Origin of the sequence: Bradyrhizobium sp. BLXBL-01 (assembly GCF_051853025.1) — a bacterium.
Classification (GTDB): Bacteria; Pseudomonadota; Alphaproteobacteria; order Rhizobiales; family Xanthobacteraceae; genus Bradyrhizobium.
Genome location: NZ_CP182471.1, coordinates 6,489,451 through 6,505,513, shown reverse-complemented (window position 1 = coordinate 6,505,513; position 16,063 = coordinate 6,489,451). Strand labels below are relative to the sequence as shown.

10 protein-coding genes are annotated in these 16,063 nt (G+C 62.7%); 6 read left to right on the top strand and 4 right to left on the bottom strand.

Annotated features, from left to right (window positions below; genetic code table 11):
* Window positions 1-177 precede the first annotated feature (177 nt).
* Window positions 178-4,926 (top strand): GAF domain-containing protein, encoded by a 4,749-nt coding sequence (locus ACNJYA_RS30240; RefSeq protein ID WP_439364162.1) that lies wholly within the window; start codon window positions 178-180, stop codon window positions 4,924-4,926.
* A 905-nt stretch (window positions 4,927-5,831) separates the two neighbouring features.
* Window positions 5,832-6,803, top strand: a complete 972-nt coding sequence (locus ACNJYA_RS30235; RefSeq protein WP_439364161.1) for an ABC transporter substrate-binding protein — start codon at window positions 5,832-5,834, stop codon at window positions 6,801-6,803.
* 318 nt (window positions 6,804-7,121) lie between these two features.
* Here the strand turns inward: ACNJYA_RS30235 and ACNJYA_RS30230 are convergent, their stop codons facing one another.
* The 4 genes from ACNJYA_RS30230 to ACNJYA_RS30215 are packed head-to-tail and all read right to left on the bottom strand — an operon-like array spanning window position 7,122 to window position 11,827.
* A complete protein-coding gene (locus ACNJYA_RS30230; RefSeq protein ID WP_172789524.1) occupies window positions 7,122-7,835 on the bottom strand; it encodes an ABC transporter ATP-binding protein in 714 nt (237 codons plus the stop codon).
* Entirely contained in the window at window positions 7,832-9,601 is a 1,770-nt protein-coding gene (locus ACNJYA_RS30225; protein WP_212254392.1) for a branched-chain amino acid ABC transporter ATP-binding protein/permease, read from the bottom strand. The genes ACNJYA_RS30230 and ACNJYA_RS30225 overlap by 4 nt, the downstream gene beginning before the upstream one ends.
* Window positions 9,598-10,641 (bottom strand): branched-chain amino acid ABC transporter permease, encoded by a 1,044-nt coding sequence (locus ACNJYA_RS30220; protein ID WP_212254393.1) that lies wholly within the window; start codon window positions 10,639-10,641, stop codon window positions 9,598-9,600. Before ACNJYA_RS30220 ends, ACNJYA_RS30225 begins: the two co-directional genes overlap by 4 nt.
* Before the next feature lie 37 nt (window positions 10,642-10,678).
* Window positions 10,679-11,827, bottom strand: a complete 1,149-nt coding sequence (locus ACNJYA_RS30215) for an ABC transporter substrate-binding protein (protein ID WP_212254394.1) — start codon at window positions 11,825-11,827, stop codon at window positions 10,679-10,681.
* Window positions 11,828-12,362: 535 nt separating this feature from the next.
* Between ACNJYA_RS30215 and ACNJYA_RS30210 the strand changes: the two genes are divergently transcribed.
* From ACNJYA_RS30210 to ACNJYA_RS30195, 4 genes are read left to right on the top strand one after another with little or no spacing between them, the layout of a single operon-like run.
* A complete protein-coding gene (locus tag ACNJYA_RS30210) occupies window positions 12,363-13,145 on the top strand; it encodes an aspartate/glutamate racemase family protein (protein WP_212254395.1) in 783 nt (260 codons plus the stop codon).
* 30 nt (window positions 13,146-13,175) lie between these two features.
* Window positions 13,176-13,604, top strand: a complete 429-nt coding sequence (locus ACNJYA_RS30205) for an organic hydroperoxide resistance protein (RefSeq protein WP_349628375.1) — start codon at window positions 13,176-13,178, stop codon at window positions 13,602-13,604.
* Window positions 13,605-13,629: 25 nt separating this feature from the next.
* A complete protein-coding gene (locus tag ACNJYA_RS30200; protein WP_212254396.1) occupies window positions 13,630-14,808 on the top strand; it encodes a thiolase family protein in 1,179 nt (392 codons plus the stop codon).
* Window positions 14,805-16,046: an SDR family NAD(P)-dependent oxidoreductase gene (locus tag ACNJYA_RS30195; protein ID WP_212254397.1), complete on the top strand. Its 1,242-nt coding sequence runs from the start codon at window positions 14,805-14,807 to the stop codon at window positions 16,044-16,046. The genes ACNJYA_RS30200 and ACNJYA_RS30195 overlap by 4 nt, the downstream gene beginning before the upstream one ends.
* Window positions 16,047-16,063 lie beyond the last annotated feature (17 nt).

The following is a 16,063-nucleotide window of genomic DNA, read 5'->3' as shown; positions in this document are numbered from 1 at the left end:
CGTTATGCCGACGCGGCGAGATGTCCGGCCTCGGGGGCAAAGCGGAAGCGCCCCACCAGTGGTCAAAACGGCGCGTTGACCCAAGCGGACATCAGCGGCAGCCGCGATTCTCGCTCCTTTCACCCCTTCCAGAACAAGTTCCACTCGGTAAAATGGCCTCGTCACCCCGGAGGCGGAATGGCAGGGCCAGCGAAAACGGGCGGCAAGAGGAGCGCGGGAGAGACGCGCAAAGCCGGCTTCGCAAAGGGCCGCACCCGCTCTTGGGCCAAACGGCCACCCCGGTCTAAACCTTCCACCTCATTGGAGATCGAGCTAAAGGACGCCCGCGAGCAGCAGGCGGCGACGGCCGAGATATTGAAGGTCATTGCTAATTCGCCGTCCGACGTGCAGCCGGTGTTGGACGCAATCGCGGAAAGCGCCAACAAGCTTGTCGGGGCGCACGGGACTACCGTGCTCCGTATCATTGGAGATATGGTTGAATTAGCTGCGTTCACGCCAGTCAGTAAAGAGGCTGACACGGTGCTTCGCTCGTCATTCCCGCATCCGATCGCGGGGAATCCTCATTACGAAAAAATGTGTCGCGGCGAAATTGCGGAAGCCGCTGACACGGAGGTCGCTCATTCCCCACTGCGGGAAATTGCGCGGGCGCGCGGCTATCGAAGCAGGCTTCTCGTGCCGCTCAAGCACGACAGCGGAGTTGTTGGAGCGATCAGCGTTACACGTAAGGAGCCCGGTGCGTTTTCCGCTCATCACGTGCAGCTACTGCAAACGTTCGCCGATCAGGCCGTCATCGCGATTCGGAATGTGCGGCTGTTCAACGAGACAAAAGAGGCGCTTGAACGGCAGACCGCGACGTCGGAAGTGCTGGAGATCATCAGCTCATCCCCGGGCGACCTTTCGCCGGTGTTTGACAAGATGCTTGAGAACGCAACTCGCGTTTGCGGGGCCGAGTTTGGATCTATGAATCTTTTGGAAGGCGATATGCTGCGGCAGGTGGCGCTGTACAATGCGCCTTCTTCGTTTGCGGCCGCACGAATGAACAAGGCCTTTCGGATTCATCCGCGAACCTCACTCGCTGACGCCATTCGCGGCAAGCAAGTGGTTCAGGTTGAGGACATGCGTAAGCATCCGGCTTATCTTGAGCGCAATCCGTCATCGGTTGAGTTGACCGAACTTGCTGGTGCCCGAACGATCGTTGTCGTGCCAATGCTACGGCAGGATGAAGTGATCGGGGTGATCACTGTTTACCGCCAAGAGGTGCGCTCTTTCAATGACAAACAGATTGAGCTGCTGACCAACTTCGCCAGCCAAGCGGTAATTGCGATCGAGAATACCCGGCTGCTTCGGGAATTACGCCAGCGCACCGATGATCTCAGCGAATCCCTGCAGCAGCAGACGGCCACCGCCGACGTGCTGAAGGCCATCAGCCGCTCGGCCTTCGATCTCCAGACCGTGCTGGATGCGCTGCTTTCATCTGCCTGTCGATTGTGCGAGGCAGACATCGCAACAATAAGGTATCGGGATCAGGACGACGGTGATTTTCGGCTCGCTGCCACGTTCGGCGCCAAGCCCGAATGGATCGAACAATTCGCTAGACACTCGAGGAAGCCGGGCCGGGAATCGATATTCGGGCGAACGATCGTCGATGGTCATACGGTGCATATACCCGACGTCCTAGCCGATCCTGAGCTCCAGCGCTCGGAAGCGCAAAAACTGATGGGATTCAGGGCGGCACTCGGCGTGCCGCTCACGCGCGAGCGGCAGACGTTCGGCGTCATCACTGTGTTCCGATTTGCCGTCGGCCCGTTCGAGGCAAGGCAGATCGAGCTGGTGCAGACCTTCGCCGACCAGGCCGTCATTGCCATTGAAAATGTCCGCCTGTTCGATGAGGTGCAAGCGCGTACCGAGGAACTGAGCGAATCCCTGCAGCAGCAGACCGCGGTCGGCGACGTCCTCAAGACCATCAGCCGCTCGACCTTCGAGCTGCAGCCGGTCCTGGACACTCTCGTCAACACCGCGGCCATCCTGTGCAGCGCCGACATGGCCTTTATCATGCGCCGGGCGGGCGACGAATACCGCGCCGGAGCCGCGGTGGGCTACACCGAGGCCTATATCGATTTCCTCACCAACAATCCGCTGGCCGTCAACCGCGGCACAGTGACCGGCCGCGCCGTGCTCGAGCGGCGTCCGGTCCAGATTCTGGATGTCGCGGCCGATCCCGAATACACTCTGCATGAGACGACCTCGCTGGCAGGCCAGCGCACCACGCTTGGCGTGCCATTGTTGCGCGAGAACGAACCGATCGGCGTCATCGTGCTGGCGCGCTCACGTGTCGAGGCGTTCTCACAAAAGCAGATCGACCTCGTCGCCACCTTTGCGGACCAGGCGGTGATCGCGATCGAGAACGTGCGCCTGTTTGACGAGGTGCGCCAGCGCACCGAGGACCTCAGCGAGTCGTTGAAGCAGCAGACCGCAACCGGCGAGGTCTTGAAGGTAATCGCTTCTTCGCCGACCGACGTGAATCCCGCCCTGCAGGCCATTGTCGAGAGCGCCTGCGCGTTCTGCGATGCTTATGATGCCGGCGTGCTGCTTCGGGTTGGCGACAATCTGCATTTCAGTGCGCATCACGGGCCGATACGGTCCGGTGGAGCGCCACGTCCGATCAGCAGGGACTGGGTAGTCGGACGCTCGGTGGTCGACAAGGTACCGGTGCAGGTGTCCGACTTTCAAGCGCCCGAGGCCGCGGAGTTTCCGGAGGGACAACGGATGTCGCGCGAACAGGGGCACCGCTGCACGCTCAGCGTACCCCTGCTGCGCGAGGGCGAGGCCATCGGCGCGATCGTACTGCGTCGGCTGGAACCGGTCGCATTCAGCCGCAAGCAGGTTGCGCTGCTGCAGACATTCGCCGACCAGGCCGTGATCGCCATCGGCAATGTGCGGCTGTTCGAGGAGGTACAGGCGCGAACACGGGAGCTCTCTGAGTCGCTGGAGCAGCAAACCGCAACCTCGGAGGTGCTGAGTGTCATCAGCCGGTCGGCGGGCGATCTCGCGCCCGTTTTCGATTCCATGCTAAGCAAGGCGATGCAGCTCTGCGGCGCCAATTTCGGCGTGCTGAATACTTACGACGGCGCTCGCTTCCACACGGAAGCCACGTACGGGCTTCCGCCCGCTTACGATGAATTCCGGCGCAGGCAGCCTTTAGAATACGGTCCGACCACGGCCCCCGCTCGTCTGTTGAGGGGCTACCCGTTCGTCGAAGTCAACGACCTGCTCGAGTCTGATGCTTATCGCAGCGGAGAGCCCAACCGCCGCGCGTTAGTTGACCTGGGGGGCGCCCGCTGCCTGCTCGCAGTGCCGCTAATGAAGGACGAGCGCGTCGTCGGTAACGTCCTCATCTTTCGCCAGGAGAACCGGCGATTTTCGCAGAAGCAGATCACGCTGCTGCAGCAGTTTGCGGCGCAGGCCGTGATTGCCATCGAGAATGCCCGCTTGCTTAATGAATTGCGCCAACGGACTGATGATTTGAGCGAATCCCTGCAGCAGCAGACGGCTACGGCTGATGTGCTCCAGGCCATCAGCTCATCGCCCGGCGATCTGGCGCCGGTATTCGACAAGATGCTTGAGAGCGCAACACGCGTCTGCGGCGCAGAGTTCGGCTCGATGCTGTTGGTTGAAGGCGGCGCGATGAGACCGGCGGCCCAATTCAACGTGCCGGCCGCATTTGCTGCCGCTCGAGGCGATCGTCTACTGACCCCGCATCCGAAAAGCGCCCTGGCCAGGGCGATAAGTACGAGGCAGGTGGTCCACGTTGCCGACATGCGAACAACGGAGGCGTATCTCGAGCGCTCCCCAGCGTCGATTGATCTCGTTGAACTTGGCGGAGCTCGGACCGTCGCTATTGTGCCGATGCTTCGCGACGAGGAGGTCATTGGCGCGATAACAGTCTATCGCAATCAGGTGCAGCTCTTCAGAGACAAGCAGATCGAGCTGCTAAGCAATTTTGCCAAGCAAGCCGTGATCGCCATTGAGAATGCGCGGCTGCTGAAGGAATTGCGCCAACGCACGGATGACCTTTCAAAGTCCCTCGACAACCTCCGCACTGCGCAGGGCCGCCTCGTGCAGACTGAAAAACTTGCCTCGCTGGGCCAACTCACCGCTGGCATTGCGCACGAGATCAAGAACCCGCTTAACTTCGTAAACAATTTCTCGGCGCTTTCGGCGGAGCTGACTGGCGAGTTGAGCGACCTGCTCAAGGATGCTGCGCTCCCGGACAAGATGCGGACGGAGGTGGAGGAGTTGACTCGGCTGTTGCATGACAACCTCGAAAAGGTCGTACAGCACGGCAAACGAGCCGACTCCATCGTCAAGAACATGCTGTTGCACTCGCGAGAGGGTTCTGGCGAGCGCCGGTCGGCGGAAGTCAACAGGCTCGTCGAGGAGAGCCTCAGCCTTGCTTATCATGGTGCGCGAGCGGAAAAGGCGGGGTTCAGCATAACCCTCAAGCATGACCTCGACCCGAATGCGGGTGCGCTCGATCTCTATCCGCAGGAAATGACCCGAGCGCTACTGAATCTCATTTCAAACGGCTTCTACGCAGCTACCAAGCGCAAGGCAGAGGCGGGCGATGAAACCTTTGAGCCGGTCCTCAGCGCAGCTACCAGAAATCTCGGCGAGGCCATCGAGATTCGCATACGAGACAACGGCACGGGTATTCCACCCGAAGTACGAGAAAAGATGTTCAATCCGTTTTTCACCACTAAACCGACCGGAGAGGGAACGGGACTTGGCCTCTCGATGACTCATGACATTATCGTCAAGCAACATGGCGGCCGGATCGATGTCGAGACCAAGCCCGGCGCATTCACCGAGTTCATCATCACCCTGCCGCGTGGCGACAGTGCTGCCGCTACATCGAAGCCGGAATGATTGCTTCTGGCGCATCTGCGAAGTTGCGCCTCGGCGGTCGGAAGTCCGCTCGTAGAGCCAGGGCGGACCGGATTTGCTCAACCTGAGTTCTTCGCATTTTGACCCGTAGCGGACATTTCAGGCAAGCGTGGCATGGGTCACAATTGTCTTAGTTTCATAGAAATTGTAATCTTCAGCCTATGTGGTGGCCTCAAGACGTCGGTGCCTTTTGGAGCATTTTATTCGGCATAGTTCTTTGTGCATGCATAGGCTATCAGGTTGTTTCTGGTCTCGCTAAAGAGTCGCTCCGGGTTCGCCGGATGCGGTCAGCCGACCTCGCGCTAAAGATGAGCTTATTTCTTTTACGTATGGACTGTACATCAGATCGCTAGGCACGACTTGCCAACTCGTCTGCAATTTGGGCGAGTCGTCGCGAATGGATTTGCCTTTTGACGACGCAAGCAGTCTCATCAGATCGATACAGTCGGCCTGCGAAAGTGGGAACGTCGTCAAGTTGAAGATTGGGCGTCTCTCTTGGACAACGGATGCCAGACCCAAACCTAAACGACCAGACCGACTTGTGGTAAAATTTAGCGGGCCACTGGGCTTCGGCCACGTCGGATTGAGCCGAAGGGAGGTTCTCTCTGCTTGTGAAGACTTTTCCGAAAGACATGGGTAGATATTTCTGATCTCGTCGACCGACAAGCCGACTTCCGCTTCTGGCCCATCTGGGAAGTTGCGCTGGGTCTCACGGAGGTCCGCTTGTCGCGGCAGAGCGGACCAGATTTGCTCAACCTGAGTTCTTCGCATTTTGACCCGTTGCGGACATTTGGACGCAGCGACCGGGCCGATTGTTCTCATCGGCGGCCCGTCTTTTGAAGTGCTAGACTTCGACATGCACGAGGCGTTTTCCATTGGGGGTTCCAATGAGACGGCGCGGTTTCATCACGCTTGTCGGCGGCGCGGTGGTGGCGCTGCCGCTCGCAGCGCTGGCCCAGAAACCGGGGCGGACCTATCGCCTGGGTTGCTTGTCTCCGCATCCTCGCGACATTCACTTTAACGTACGTTTTTTCGACAACCTCCGGCGCGCTGGTTTCATTGAAGGCCAAAACCTCACAATTGATTACCGCGCCTTTGCACCTCATATCGATCTGATTTCGCAACTTGCGGCGGAGCTGGTCATAGCCCAGCCCGATGTCATCTATGCTGCTGCACCCGAGGCAGTTGCCGCCGTACAGCAGGCGACCAAGAGCATTCCCATCGTTGGGATCACAGGCGATATGGTCGCGGAGGGCTTGGTAAAATCGTTCGCCCGGCCCAATGGCAATATCACGGGGATCAGCATTTTTTCCCCTGAGCTTAACGGCATGCGACAGGACATCCTGATCGACGCCGTGCCCGGGATTCGCCGCATCGCGGCTCTCGCCGATCCCAGCACAACAACTGAGGCGAAGGCTCACGCTTTGCAAGAGGCGGCGCGCGCACGCAACGTCGAGCTTTCAATCTATCGCGTCGCCAGGGCTGAGGAGATTGCAGCGACTATTGATAAGGCACAGGCATCGGGGGCCACGGCGCTGAATGTTCTTAATTCCGGGATGCTCGACGGCAATGGTCCGCTGATCATGGAACGAGTTGCAGCACTGCGCCTTCCAACCATGTATCAGTGGGGATTGCGGGCCGAGCAAGGTGGCTTTATCGGCTACGGCCCATCCCCCGATCACTTGGCAGACCTTACTGCTCGATTTGCGGCGAGCCTTTTGCGCGGCACGATGCCTGCCGATCTGCCGGTCGAACAGCCGACGAAATTCGAGCTGGTGATCAACCTCAAGACCGCTAAGGCGATGGGCGTTACGGTGCCCGAGTCTCTGTTGGCGCGCGCTGACAAGGTCATCGAGTGAGACGATGCTGTTTGCCGTGTTGCATGAGTCTGCACATGGCCCTTCTCGGAAGTCCGACAAGGTCCGCTTTCGCGCCGCTGTTGCGGGACAAGCCGACATCAGACGCACCTACTCTTAGCGACAGATCTTATGAGTACACACCCTCATCGCGCTTCAGCGGCCGGAGCGCTGCGAGGGTGGCATAATGCCATTGTTTTGCCCGACGGGTCAAATGCCTTTCGAAAAATCAGAAGACACTGCACCTCCGACGCCAAGCCGTTGATATTGCTGTCGCCGGCTACTGTGCATGGGGTTGTTTTTCGATTTTGTCTGGCGGCGTTAATGTCCGCCGAGATAGGCGGTGATCAGCCGGGGATCGTGGATGAGATCCTTGGCGGGCCCGGACTGCACGATCTCTCCGGTTTCCAGGACGTAACCGTAATCGGCCGTCTCCAGCGCGGCGCGGGCATTCTGCTCGACCAGCAGGATCGAAACGCCGAGATCGCGCAACGAGGCGATGGTGCGGAAGATCTCGCGCACGATCAGCGGCGCAAGACCGAGACTCGGCTCGTCCAGCATCAGCAGCTTGGGCCGCGCCATCAGCGCGCGTCCGAGCGCGAGCATCTGGCGTTCGCCGCCGGACAGCGTGCCGGCCGCCTGGCGCTGCCGCTCCTTCAGCCGCGGGAAGCGGTCGTAGACCTCGTCGAGCGTCTTCTCGACGCCGGACCGGTCGCGCAGGCTGTAGGAGCCCAGCAGGAGATTGTCGGCCACCGACATGTCGGAGAACAGCTCGCGCTTCTCCGGCACCAGGCACAATCTGCGCTCGACGCGGTCCTCGACCGAGAGCTTGCCGATCTCGCTGCCCTGGAAGACCATGCGGCCTTTCGACGACAGTAGTCCGATTGCCGCCATCAGCAGCGTGGTCTTGCCTGCACCGTTGGGGCCGATCACGGTGACGATCTGGCCCTCTTCGACCGACAGCGAGACGTTGCGGACCGCTTCGACATTGTCGTAGCAGACCGTGACGTCGGACAGGGAAAACATCGAGCTCACGCGACGCCTCCGAGATATGCTTCCTGCACCCGCGCATCGCTGCGGATCGCGGCCGGCGCGCCCTCGCAGAGCTTCGAGCCGAAATCCAGCACGACGATGCGATCGACCAGCGACATCACGAACTCCATGTCGTGCTCCACGATCAGGATGGTCAGGTGGTCCTCCCGCAGCGAGCGCAGCAGCTCGGCCAGCCTGAGCTTCTCCTGGCGACGCAGACCCGCAGCGGGCTCGTCGAGCACCAGCAGGGTCGGATCCGCGGCGAGCGCCCGCGCGATCTCCAGGATGCGTTGGTTTCCGAGCGGCAGATTGCCGGCGAGCTCGAACGGCTTGTCGCCGAGACCGACGCGTTCGAGCTGAAGCAACGCCTCGTGGCGGGCACTCGCTTCCTCGCGCCGGTTGAGGCGGAAGGCTCCGCCGAACAGGCCGGCGGCGGTGCGGCCGTAGGTGCCGAGCATCACGTTCTCCAAAAGGCTCATGCGCGGCCGCAGCTTGACGTGCTGGAACGTGCGCGCGATCCCGGCCTTGGCGATGCGGGACTGAGCGTCATGCGTGATCGCGCGCCCGGCGAACACGATCTCGCCCTTGTTGACCCTGAGCGCACCGGTGAGGCAGTTGAACATCGTGCTCTTGCCGGCACCGTTCGGGCCGATCACGGCGAGGATCTCACCCGCGCGGACCTCGAAGCTGACGTTGTTGACGGCGACCAGGCCTCCGAACCGGCGCTCGGCTCCGTCGACCTTCAGGAGAAGCTCGCCCGGCTTGGGTTGGGAACGGCGGGGCAGGGGCGGTGCCGGCGCCGGCCGCTCGCGCTTCAATTTCGGCAGGTAGCGTGCAAGATAGGGCACGATACCTTGGCGCGCCCATTGCAGGAACAGGATGAACAGCGCCGAGAACGCGACGATCTCGAGCTGCCCGGACGCACCCTTGGCGATCAAGGGCAGATAGTCCTGCACGCTGTTCTTCAGCAGGGTGACGATGGCGGCGCCGACGACGCCGCCGAGAAGGCTGCCGGCACCTCCGACCATCGACATCATCAGATATTCGATGCCCATGCCGGCATCGAATGGTCCCGGGCTGATGAACCGGCTCATATGGGCGTACAGCCATCCCGAGAGCGAGGCCAGGAACGCTGCGGTCACGAACGTCACCAGCTTGATGCGAAAGGCGTTGATGCCGAGGCTTTCGACCAGCGTATTGCCGCCGCGCAACGCGCGCATGGCGCGGCCGAGCCGCGAGTCCAGGAGATTGTAGCCGAGGAAGAGCACAACGGCGACGATCCCCCAGATCAGGAAGTAGATCTGCGCGCTGGAAACCAGGGCGAGCGATCCGAAGCTGATCGGCGGGATCGACGAGATGCCGTTGAAGCGGCCGAGCCCGTCCAAATTGCCGAACAGGAAGCCGATCGCCAGACCCCAGGCAACGGTGCTGAGCGAGAGGAAGTGCCCTTGCAGGCGGAGGGTGACGAGGCCGAGAACGGTCGCGACGCCGCATGTGAGCGCCACGCCGAACAACAGGCCGAGCCAGGGCGAATGGCCGTTCAACGCGGAGACCCAGGCGGTCGCGTAGGCCGCGACGCCGACGAAAGCGGCCTGTCCGAACGAGACGATGCCGCCAACCCCGGTCAGCAGCGCGAGCCCGATGGCGACCAGCGAATAGATCCCGATGTAGTTCATCAAGGTGATGCTGAACGGGCTGAGGACGAAGGGAGCCGCAGCGAGGCCCAACACGGCCGCGATGGCGGCGATCCGAACGTGAAGGCGCGTCATTCCTCGATCTCCTCCTCGGAATGCAGCGATGCGAGCGATCGCCAGATCAGGATCGGGATCAGCAGCGAGAACACGATGACATCCTTCAGCGCGCTGCTCTCGAAGGATGCGAAGCTTTCCAGGATGCCGACGCCGACGGCGCCGATCGCGGCCCCTGGATAGCTGGTCATGCCGCCGACGATCGCGCCGACGAACGCCTTGAGACCGATCAGGAAGCCGGAATCGTAGAAGACCGTGTTGACGGGTGCGATCAGGATGCCCGATACGCCGGCCATCAGCGAGCCGAGCAGGTAGGCGATCGTGCCCGCGCGCGCCGGGCGGATTCCCATCAGCCGCGAGCCGGTCCGGTTCACGGCGGTGGCGCGAAGCGATTTGCCGACCAGCGTGAAGTCGAAGAAGAGATAGAGCAGGCCGCTGAAGACCAGTGCCGCAATCACGATCAGCATGGTCTGGCCCGAGATCAGGACGCCGGCGAATTCCATCGAGAGCGAGGTCAGCGGCTCGGTTCGGACGCCTTCGGGACCGAAGAACAGCAGACCCAGCCCGACGAGCGCAAAATGCAGCGCCACCGACACCGTCAGCAGCAGCAGCACCGTGCCGTCCGCGATCGGGCGGAAAACGATGCGGTCGAGCAGCGGAGAGATCGGCGTGATCAGCATCAGTGCGAGCACGAGCCTGACGGCGAGGGGCGGGTCCATGCGCGTGGCCAGCCAGGCACAACCGACCACCGCAAGGGGGAGCACCAGATAGAAGAGAAGCGCGCGCGGGAGGAGGCGGAGTTCGCCCGAGCGCGCCAGCGAAGCTATCTCGATCAGGGTCGCAAGGCAGGCCAGCACCACCACCAGCGCGCCCGTTCCGGGGAAGCGCTTTGCGTCGAGGGCCGCGAGCGTCAGCGCAGTGAAGGCCGCAATGTCGCCGAAGGGGATGAACACGACCCGCGTCACCGTGAATATGAGGACGGTGCCGATCGCCACCAGCGCATAGATGGCGCCGGTGGCGATGCCGTCGATCGCAAGTATGGCTGCGATATCGCTCGTCATTGAGCCGCTGTTCCCCCGTTGATGGCCGATCGCTTTGTTACGGCACGTACTTCCAGGCGCCGCCGGTCAGCCGGACGACGACGAGGGAGCGCTCGTCGACGCCCGTCGCAGCGCCTTGCTTGAAATTGTAGACGGCATGCACCCCCGGCAGCTCCTTGGTGCTGAGGATGGCATCCCGGAGTGCGGCGCGGAATTCTATCGTCCCCGGCTTTGCCGACTTGAGCGCGCGCTCGGCCGCGTTGGCGAAGATCAGCCAGGCGTCGAAGGAGTAGGCCGAGAAGCCGTCGGTGGTCGGAATGTTGTGGGTCTTCTGGTACACGCTGCGGAAATCTAGCGCGATCTTCTTGGCAAAATGCTCGTCGGGTAGCTGTTCGGCGACGATCACGGGCCCCGCCGAGACTTGAATCCCCTCGGCCGCCTTGCCGCCCACGTTGACGAAATCCGGATTGACCAGCGCCACCGTGCCGTAGGTGTTTCCTTTGAAGCCGCGCTCGGCAAGGCTGAGCAGAGGAAGTGCGCCCTGCGTGCCGGAGCCGCCGTCGAGCACGGCGTCGGGCCGAGCGGCCATGACCTTGAGGATCTGCGCGGTGACGGAGGTGTCGGTGCGGGCATAGCGTTCGTTGGTCTGGATCTTGATGCCGTCGGCCGATTCCGCCGCCTTGGCGCCGTTGTAGACGAGGTCGCCCCACGCATCCGAGAAGCCGATATAGCCGATGTTCTTCATGCCATCGCGCTTCATGCGATCGGCGATGATCTTGACGAGCAGTGAAGCTGGCTGCGGCACCGAGACCACCCATTGCTCCGGCGTGTCGGGCAGCTTGACGATCGGTGAGACCGCGATCATCGGCACCTTCAGTTCGCTCGCGACGGCCGCCATCGCGATCGTCGAGGGCGCCGTTGCGGTGCCGATCAGCAGGTCGACCTTCTCCTCCTCCACGAGCTTGCGCGCGTTGCGCGTCGCCGCCGAGGGATCGGACCCGTCGTCGAGCTGGATCAGGCGGACGGTCTCGCCATTGACCGATTTCTTGTACTCGTAGGCGGCGTTGATGCCGCGCCCATAGGGGATGCCGATCGAGGAGCCGTTGCCGCTCAACGAGGTGACGAAGCCGATGGTGATGTCGGCCCGCGCCGCCGACGCGACGGTGATTCCAACTGCAACTGCCACTAAGGCCAGGGTCTTGCGCATTGCCTTCTCCTGCTTTGATACGCGTGCGAATGACGGGAAGCCGCCGGACCTCAATCGGGACTGACGGCAATCGGAAGCGCTATTGCGGCGCCGGAGGTCGGCGCGAATATGAAGACTTCGCCTGGTTGGCGGCGGCCTCATGCCACTGCCTGTGGACGGAGGAGCACGCCGCTGCGCAGCCCTGCACAGGACATCGCTGCCCATCGTTCAGCTCGGAAGACTGCCCACACGATCGAGTCGCTCAAGAGCGGTGTCCTGCAACATCATCGTTACGCCGCCAGAGCGGCAGGAATTAGTTAAAGCCTAAAGTATATCCGGCGAGCCCGTCAACAGCGCCTGGCGGCTCTCTGCAAAAAAATGCTGATGCATACAATTCCGGCAGTTGGCGGCGGATTCTTGGGCGCCGCGAGTGACAAAACCGGCAGCGACGGCCGCGGCGTGCCAGCTCGCCTCCTTGGGTGCGCCGCACACATTTGACGTGCAAATTAGTTTGTGATTGAAATATTGGGACCGGCGGCCCGGTGAGGAAGAGACGATGCGCATCTTCTGGCAAAGCTTCGTTGATGCGAGCGTGAACGCGCCTTACATGGCGCGGCTGTCGGAGTACCTCAACAGCATCGCGGCATCGGGTACGACGGTGCATGTCGAAGGCATATCCCCGCCCGATCGCGAATTTGGCCGGCTCGCCGAATTGCGCTGCGCCGTTCAGGCCATCGACAACGGCATCGCAGCGGAAGAGCAGGGCTTCGATGCATTCGTCATGGGCCACTTCCAGGATCCCGGTCTGTACGAGCTGCGTGCAACGCTCGATATTCCCGTGATCGGGGCCGGCGAGGCGACGCTGCTTGCTGCCTCGCAGCTTGGTCGGCGGCTCGGCCTCGTCACGCTCGATCCCGTTTTCGAGGTCTGGCACTATGAGCAGGCCGAACGCTACGGCCTCGACGGTCGCGTCGTTCACGTCACGGGCCTCGGCTGCAAGCCCGAGGATTTCGCGGATGCCTTCGCCGGCGATCAAGCCGCGCACGCCCGCATGGTCGACGATTTCGTCGCCTGTGCGTTGCCGCTCGTCGAGCGCGGTGCCGACGTCGTGATACCTGCTGGCGTGCTGCCGGGTCTGTTGATCGGGCGGGAGCACGGTCTCAAGGTCGGGCACGCCCCGGTGGTCAACTGCGCGGCGGTGGCGCTGAAGAGCGCCGAAATGTGGGTGCAGCTCAGGCGTCTCAACGGAACCGAGCCGAGCCGGGGTCCGAGCTTCAGGCGCGCCAGCGCGCTTGCCCGCGACGATTTCCGCGCGCTGCTCTCGCGTAACCGACGTTAGAGCCAGCTAGCGCGTTTGGAGAAGACCAACATGATGACGCCCGAGAAGATCCTGTACGACACCGAAGTCACCGCGACCGGCGGCCGCGACGGCAAGGCCGCGAGCGCGGATGGCCTGCTGTCGGTGTCGCTGTCGGTGCCGAAATCGCTCGGCGGCCCCGGCGGCGAGGGTACCAATCCGGAGCAGCTTTTTGCGGCGGGTTATGCCGCCTGTTTCCTCGGTGCGGTCAAACTTGTGGCGCGCACCAGGAAGGTGGTGCCGTCTGCGGAGCCCTCGGTCACGGCAAAGGTGGCGATGGGACCGGTGCCCGTCGGATACGCGCTGGCCGTCGAATTGAAGGTCGATCTGCCCGGCGTGGAGCGATCGGTGGCGGAGGCCGTCGTTGCCGGCGCGCACGAACGCTGCCCCTATTCGAACGCAACACGCGGCAATATCGACGTGAAGCTGACGGTGATCTGAGGCGAATGGACAAGGCGGACGATCGTTGACGCTCTCGCTTCGCACACCCTACGACGGCATCGTGATGGCGGCCCCCGTCACGATACCCTATGTGCGCTATTCGATCGACAGCGCTCAATGGTGGATCGGCCGTGCCTTGAGCGCACTCGTTGCGCAAGCGGGCATCAGGGCTTCGGAGATCGACGGATTGTGCGTCTCCAGCTTCACCTTGGGGACGGACAGCGGGGTCGGCCTGACGCAGCATTTCGGACTGTGCGTGCGATGGCTCGATACGATTCCGCTCGGCGGCGCCAGCGCCATCGCGGCGGTGCGAAAGGCGGCCCGCGCAGTTCAGGCGCGCGATGCCGACATCGTGGCGTGCGTCGCCGGCGACACCAACCACGTCGATTCCTTCCGCTTGACGCTCGAGAATTTCTCTCGCTTCAATCAGGATGCGGTCTATCCCTACGGCGCGGGCGGCGCAAATTCGAGCTTCGCTCTCATCGCCCGCAACTACATGCGGACCTTCGGCGTGAGCCGTGAGGACGTCGGCAGGATCGCGGTTGCCCAGCGCACGAACGCCTTGCGCAATCCGCACGCGCTGATGAAGTCGGCGCTGTCGATCGAGCAATATCTCGCCGCGCGCCCCATCTCCGATCCGATTCATCTGTTCGATTGCGTGATGCCTTGCGCCGGCGCCGAGGCATTCCTCGTGATGCGGGAGGACACCGCCGCTTCGCTGCGGCTGCCCGCGGCACGGCTGCTGTCGACAATCGAGCGGCACAATGCCTTTGCCGATGATCCGATGCAGGTTCGTGGCGGTTGGGCGATGGACGTCGGTGAGCTCTATGCGATGGCCGGCGTCAAGCCCGACGATCTCGACATCGTCCAGACCTACGACGACTATCCCGTCATCTCGATGATGCAGTTCGAGGATCTCGGCTTTTGCGAGAAGGGCGAGGGGGCCGAGTTCGTCCGCCAGCACGATCTCACCATCGACGGTGACTTTCCGCACAACACCTCCGGCGGGCAACTCTCGGTCGGGCAGGCCGGCGCAGCCGGCGCCTATCTCGGTCTCGTCGAAGGGCTGCGGCAGGTCCTGGGAATTGCAGGTCCGACTCAGGTCAGGGATGCGAGTCTCGGCCTGGCGTCCGGCTTCGGTATGATCAATTATGACCGCGGACTTGCCTCCGGTGCCGCGATCTTTGCCGGGCCTTCGCGATGATCGATCCGATTGAACCGCCTCGACGCAAGAACCCGCTGCTGCGGACGCGCCTGCCGACCGCGCCGCCGCGCGCCCGCAGCTGGACCTCGCACGGCTTTACGCGCGCTGCCGCCGAAGGGCGCTTTATGCTCCAGCGCTGCGAGGGCTGCGGCGCCTTCACCTATCCGGCGCGCGAGGCGTGCCCGTCGTGCCTGTCCGCCGCGCTTGCGTTCGTCGACGCGCCGGCCCGCGGCGTGCTGCTGGCGCACACCACGGCGCACGTGCCGAGTGACGTCTATTTCCGGGAGCGGGCGCCCTGGCGCGTCGGCCTCGTCAAGATGGATTGTGGTCCGACCGTCGTGGCGCATCTTCATTCCGATTGTATCGAGGGTGCTCCAGTCTGCGTGTCGTTCCAGCTCGACAAGAGCGGTCAGGCGGTGGCCTTTGCCCGACCCGAAGGGGAGACGCCCAATATGGCTGACGACAGGCAGTGGCGCGAAATGACTGCCGATCCCAAATTTCGGCGCGTGCTCGTGACCAGCGGCCGCAGTGCCGTCGGGCGGGAGGTCGCCTTGGCGTTGAAGGCCGCGGGGACCAAGACCGTGTTCGTGGGCATCGCCGAGCCGTGGCGGCCGTTTGCCGGCGAAGAGCTGCTGCGCGGGCAGGATGGCATCGAGCTCTTACCCCTCGACGCCGCCGATGAAAAATCAACCGCTGATCTCGCTGCCGACATCGGCGGCAAGGTCGACATCCTGGTGAATACGATCGATTATGTGAGGCCCGGCGGCTTGTTGGACCGCAAGGGCACGAGCATCGCGCGCGACGAGATCGATCAGGCTTATCTCGGCTTCATCAATCTCGCACAGGCCTTCGGACCCGCGATGCGGATGCGGGGAGCGGACGGCATCAACAACAGCGTTGCCTGGGTCAACATCCTGTCCGTCCACGCGTTGGCGAACTGGCCCGCCTTCGGCGCTTACTCCGCCTCGCAAGCCGCCTGCCTGTCGCTCTCGCATTGTCTTCGCGCCGAGCTTCGGCCCGGCGGCATCAAGTTGATGAACGTCTTCACGGGGCCCGTCGACACGGAGTGGTTTCAGACCGTGCCGCCGCCGAAGGTGGCGCCGCGGGCCATCGCGCAGGCGGTCGTGGCCGGGCTCAGGGGCGGACTCGAGGAAATGTATGTCGGAGACGTTGCCCAGGAGATTCGGCAACGTCTGGCGGCGAATCCGAAAGCGCTCGAGCGCGAGCTCGACCGGTAAGTGAGACCTTTTCGACC

Bases quoted from the DNA above. Each gene is read 5' to 3' on its own strand.
- ACNJYA_RS30240 (WP_439364162.1), top strand. From the start codon at position 178: ATGGCAGGGCCAGCGAAAACGGGCGGCAAGAGGAGCGCGGGAGAGACG.
- ACNJYA_RS30235 (WP_439364161.1), top strand. From the start codon at position 5,832: ATGAGACGGCGCGGTTTCATCACGCTTGTCGGCGGCGCGGTGGTGGCG.
- ACNJYA_RS30225 (WP_212254392.1), bottom strand. From the start codon at position 9,601: ATGACGCGCCTTCACGTTCGGATCGCCGCCATCGCGGCCGTGTTGGGC.
- ACNJYA_RS30220 (WP_212254393.1), bottom strand. From the start codon at position 10,641: ATGACGAGCGATATCGCAGCCATACTTGCGATCGACGGCATCGCCACC.
- ACNJYA_RS30215 (WP_212254394.1), bottom strand. From the start codon at position 11,827: ATGCGCAAGACCCTGGCCTTAGTGGCAGTTGCAGTTGGAATCACCGTC.
- ACNJYA_RS30210 (WP_212254395.1), top strand. From the start codon at position 12,363: ATGCGCATCTTCTGGCAAAGCTTCGTTGATGCGAGCGTGAACGCGCCT.
- ACNJYA_RS30205 (WP_349628375.1), top strand. From the start codon at position 13,176: ATGATGACGCCCGAGAAGATCCTGTACGACACCGAAGTCACCGCGACC.
- ACNJYA_RS30195 (WP_212254397.1), top strand. From the start codon at position 14,805: ATGATCGATCCGATTGAACCGCCTCGACGCAAGAACCCGCTGCTGCGG.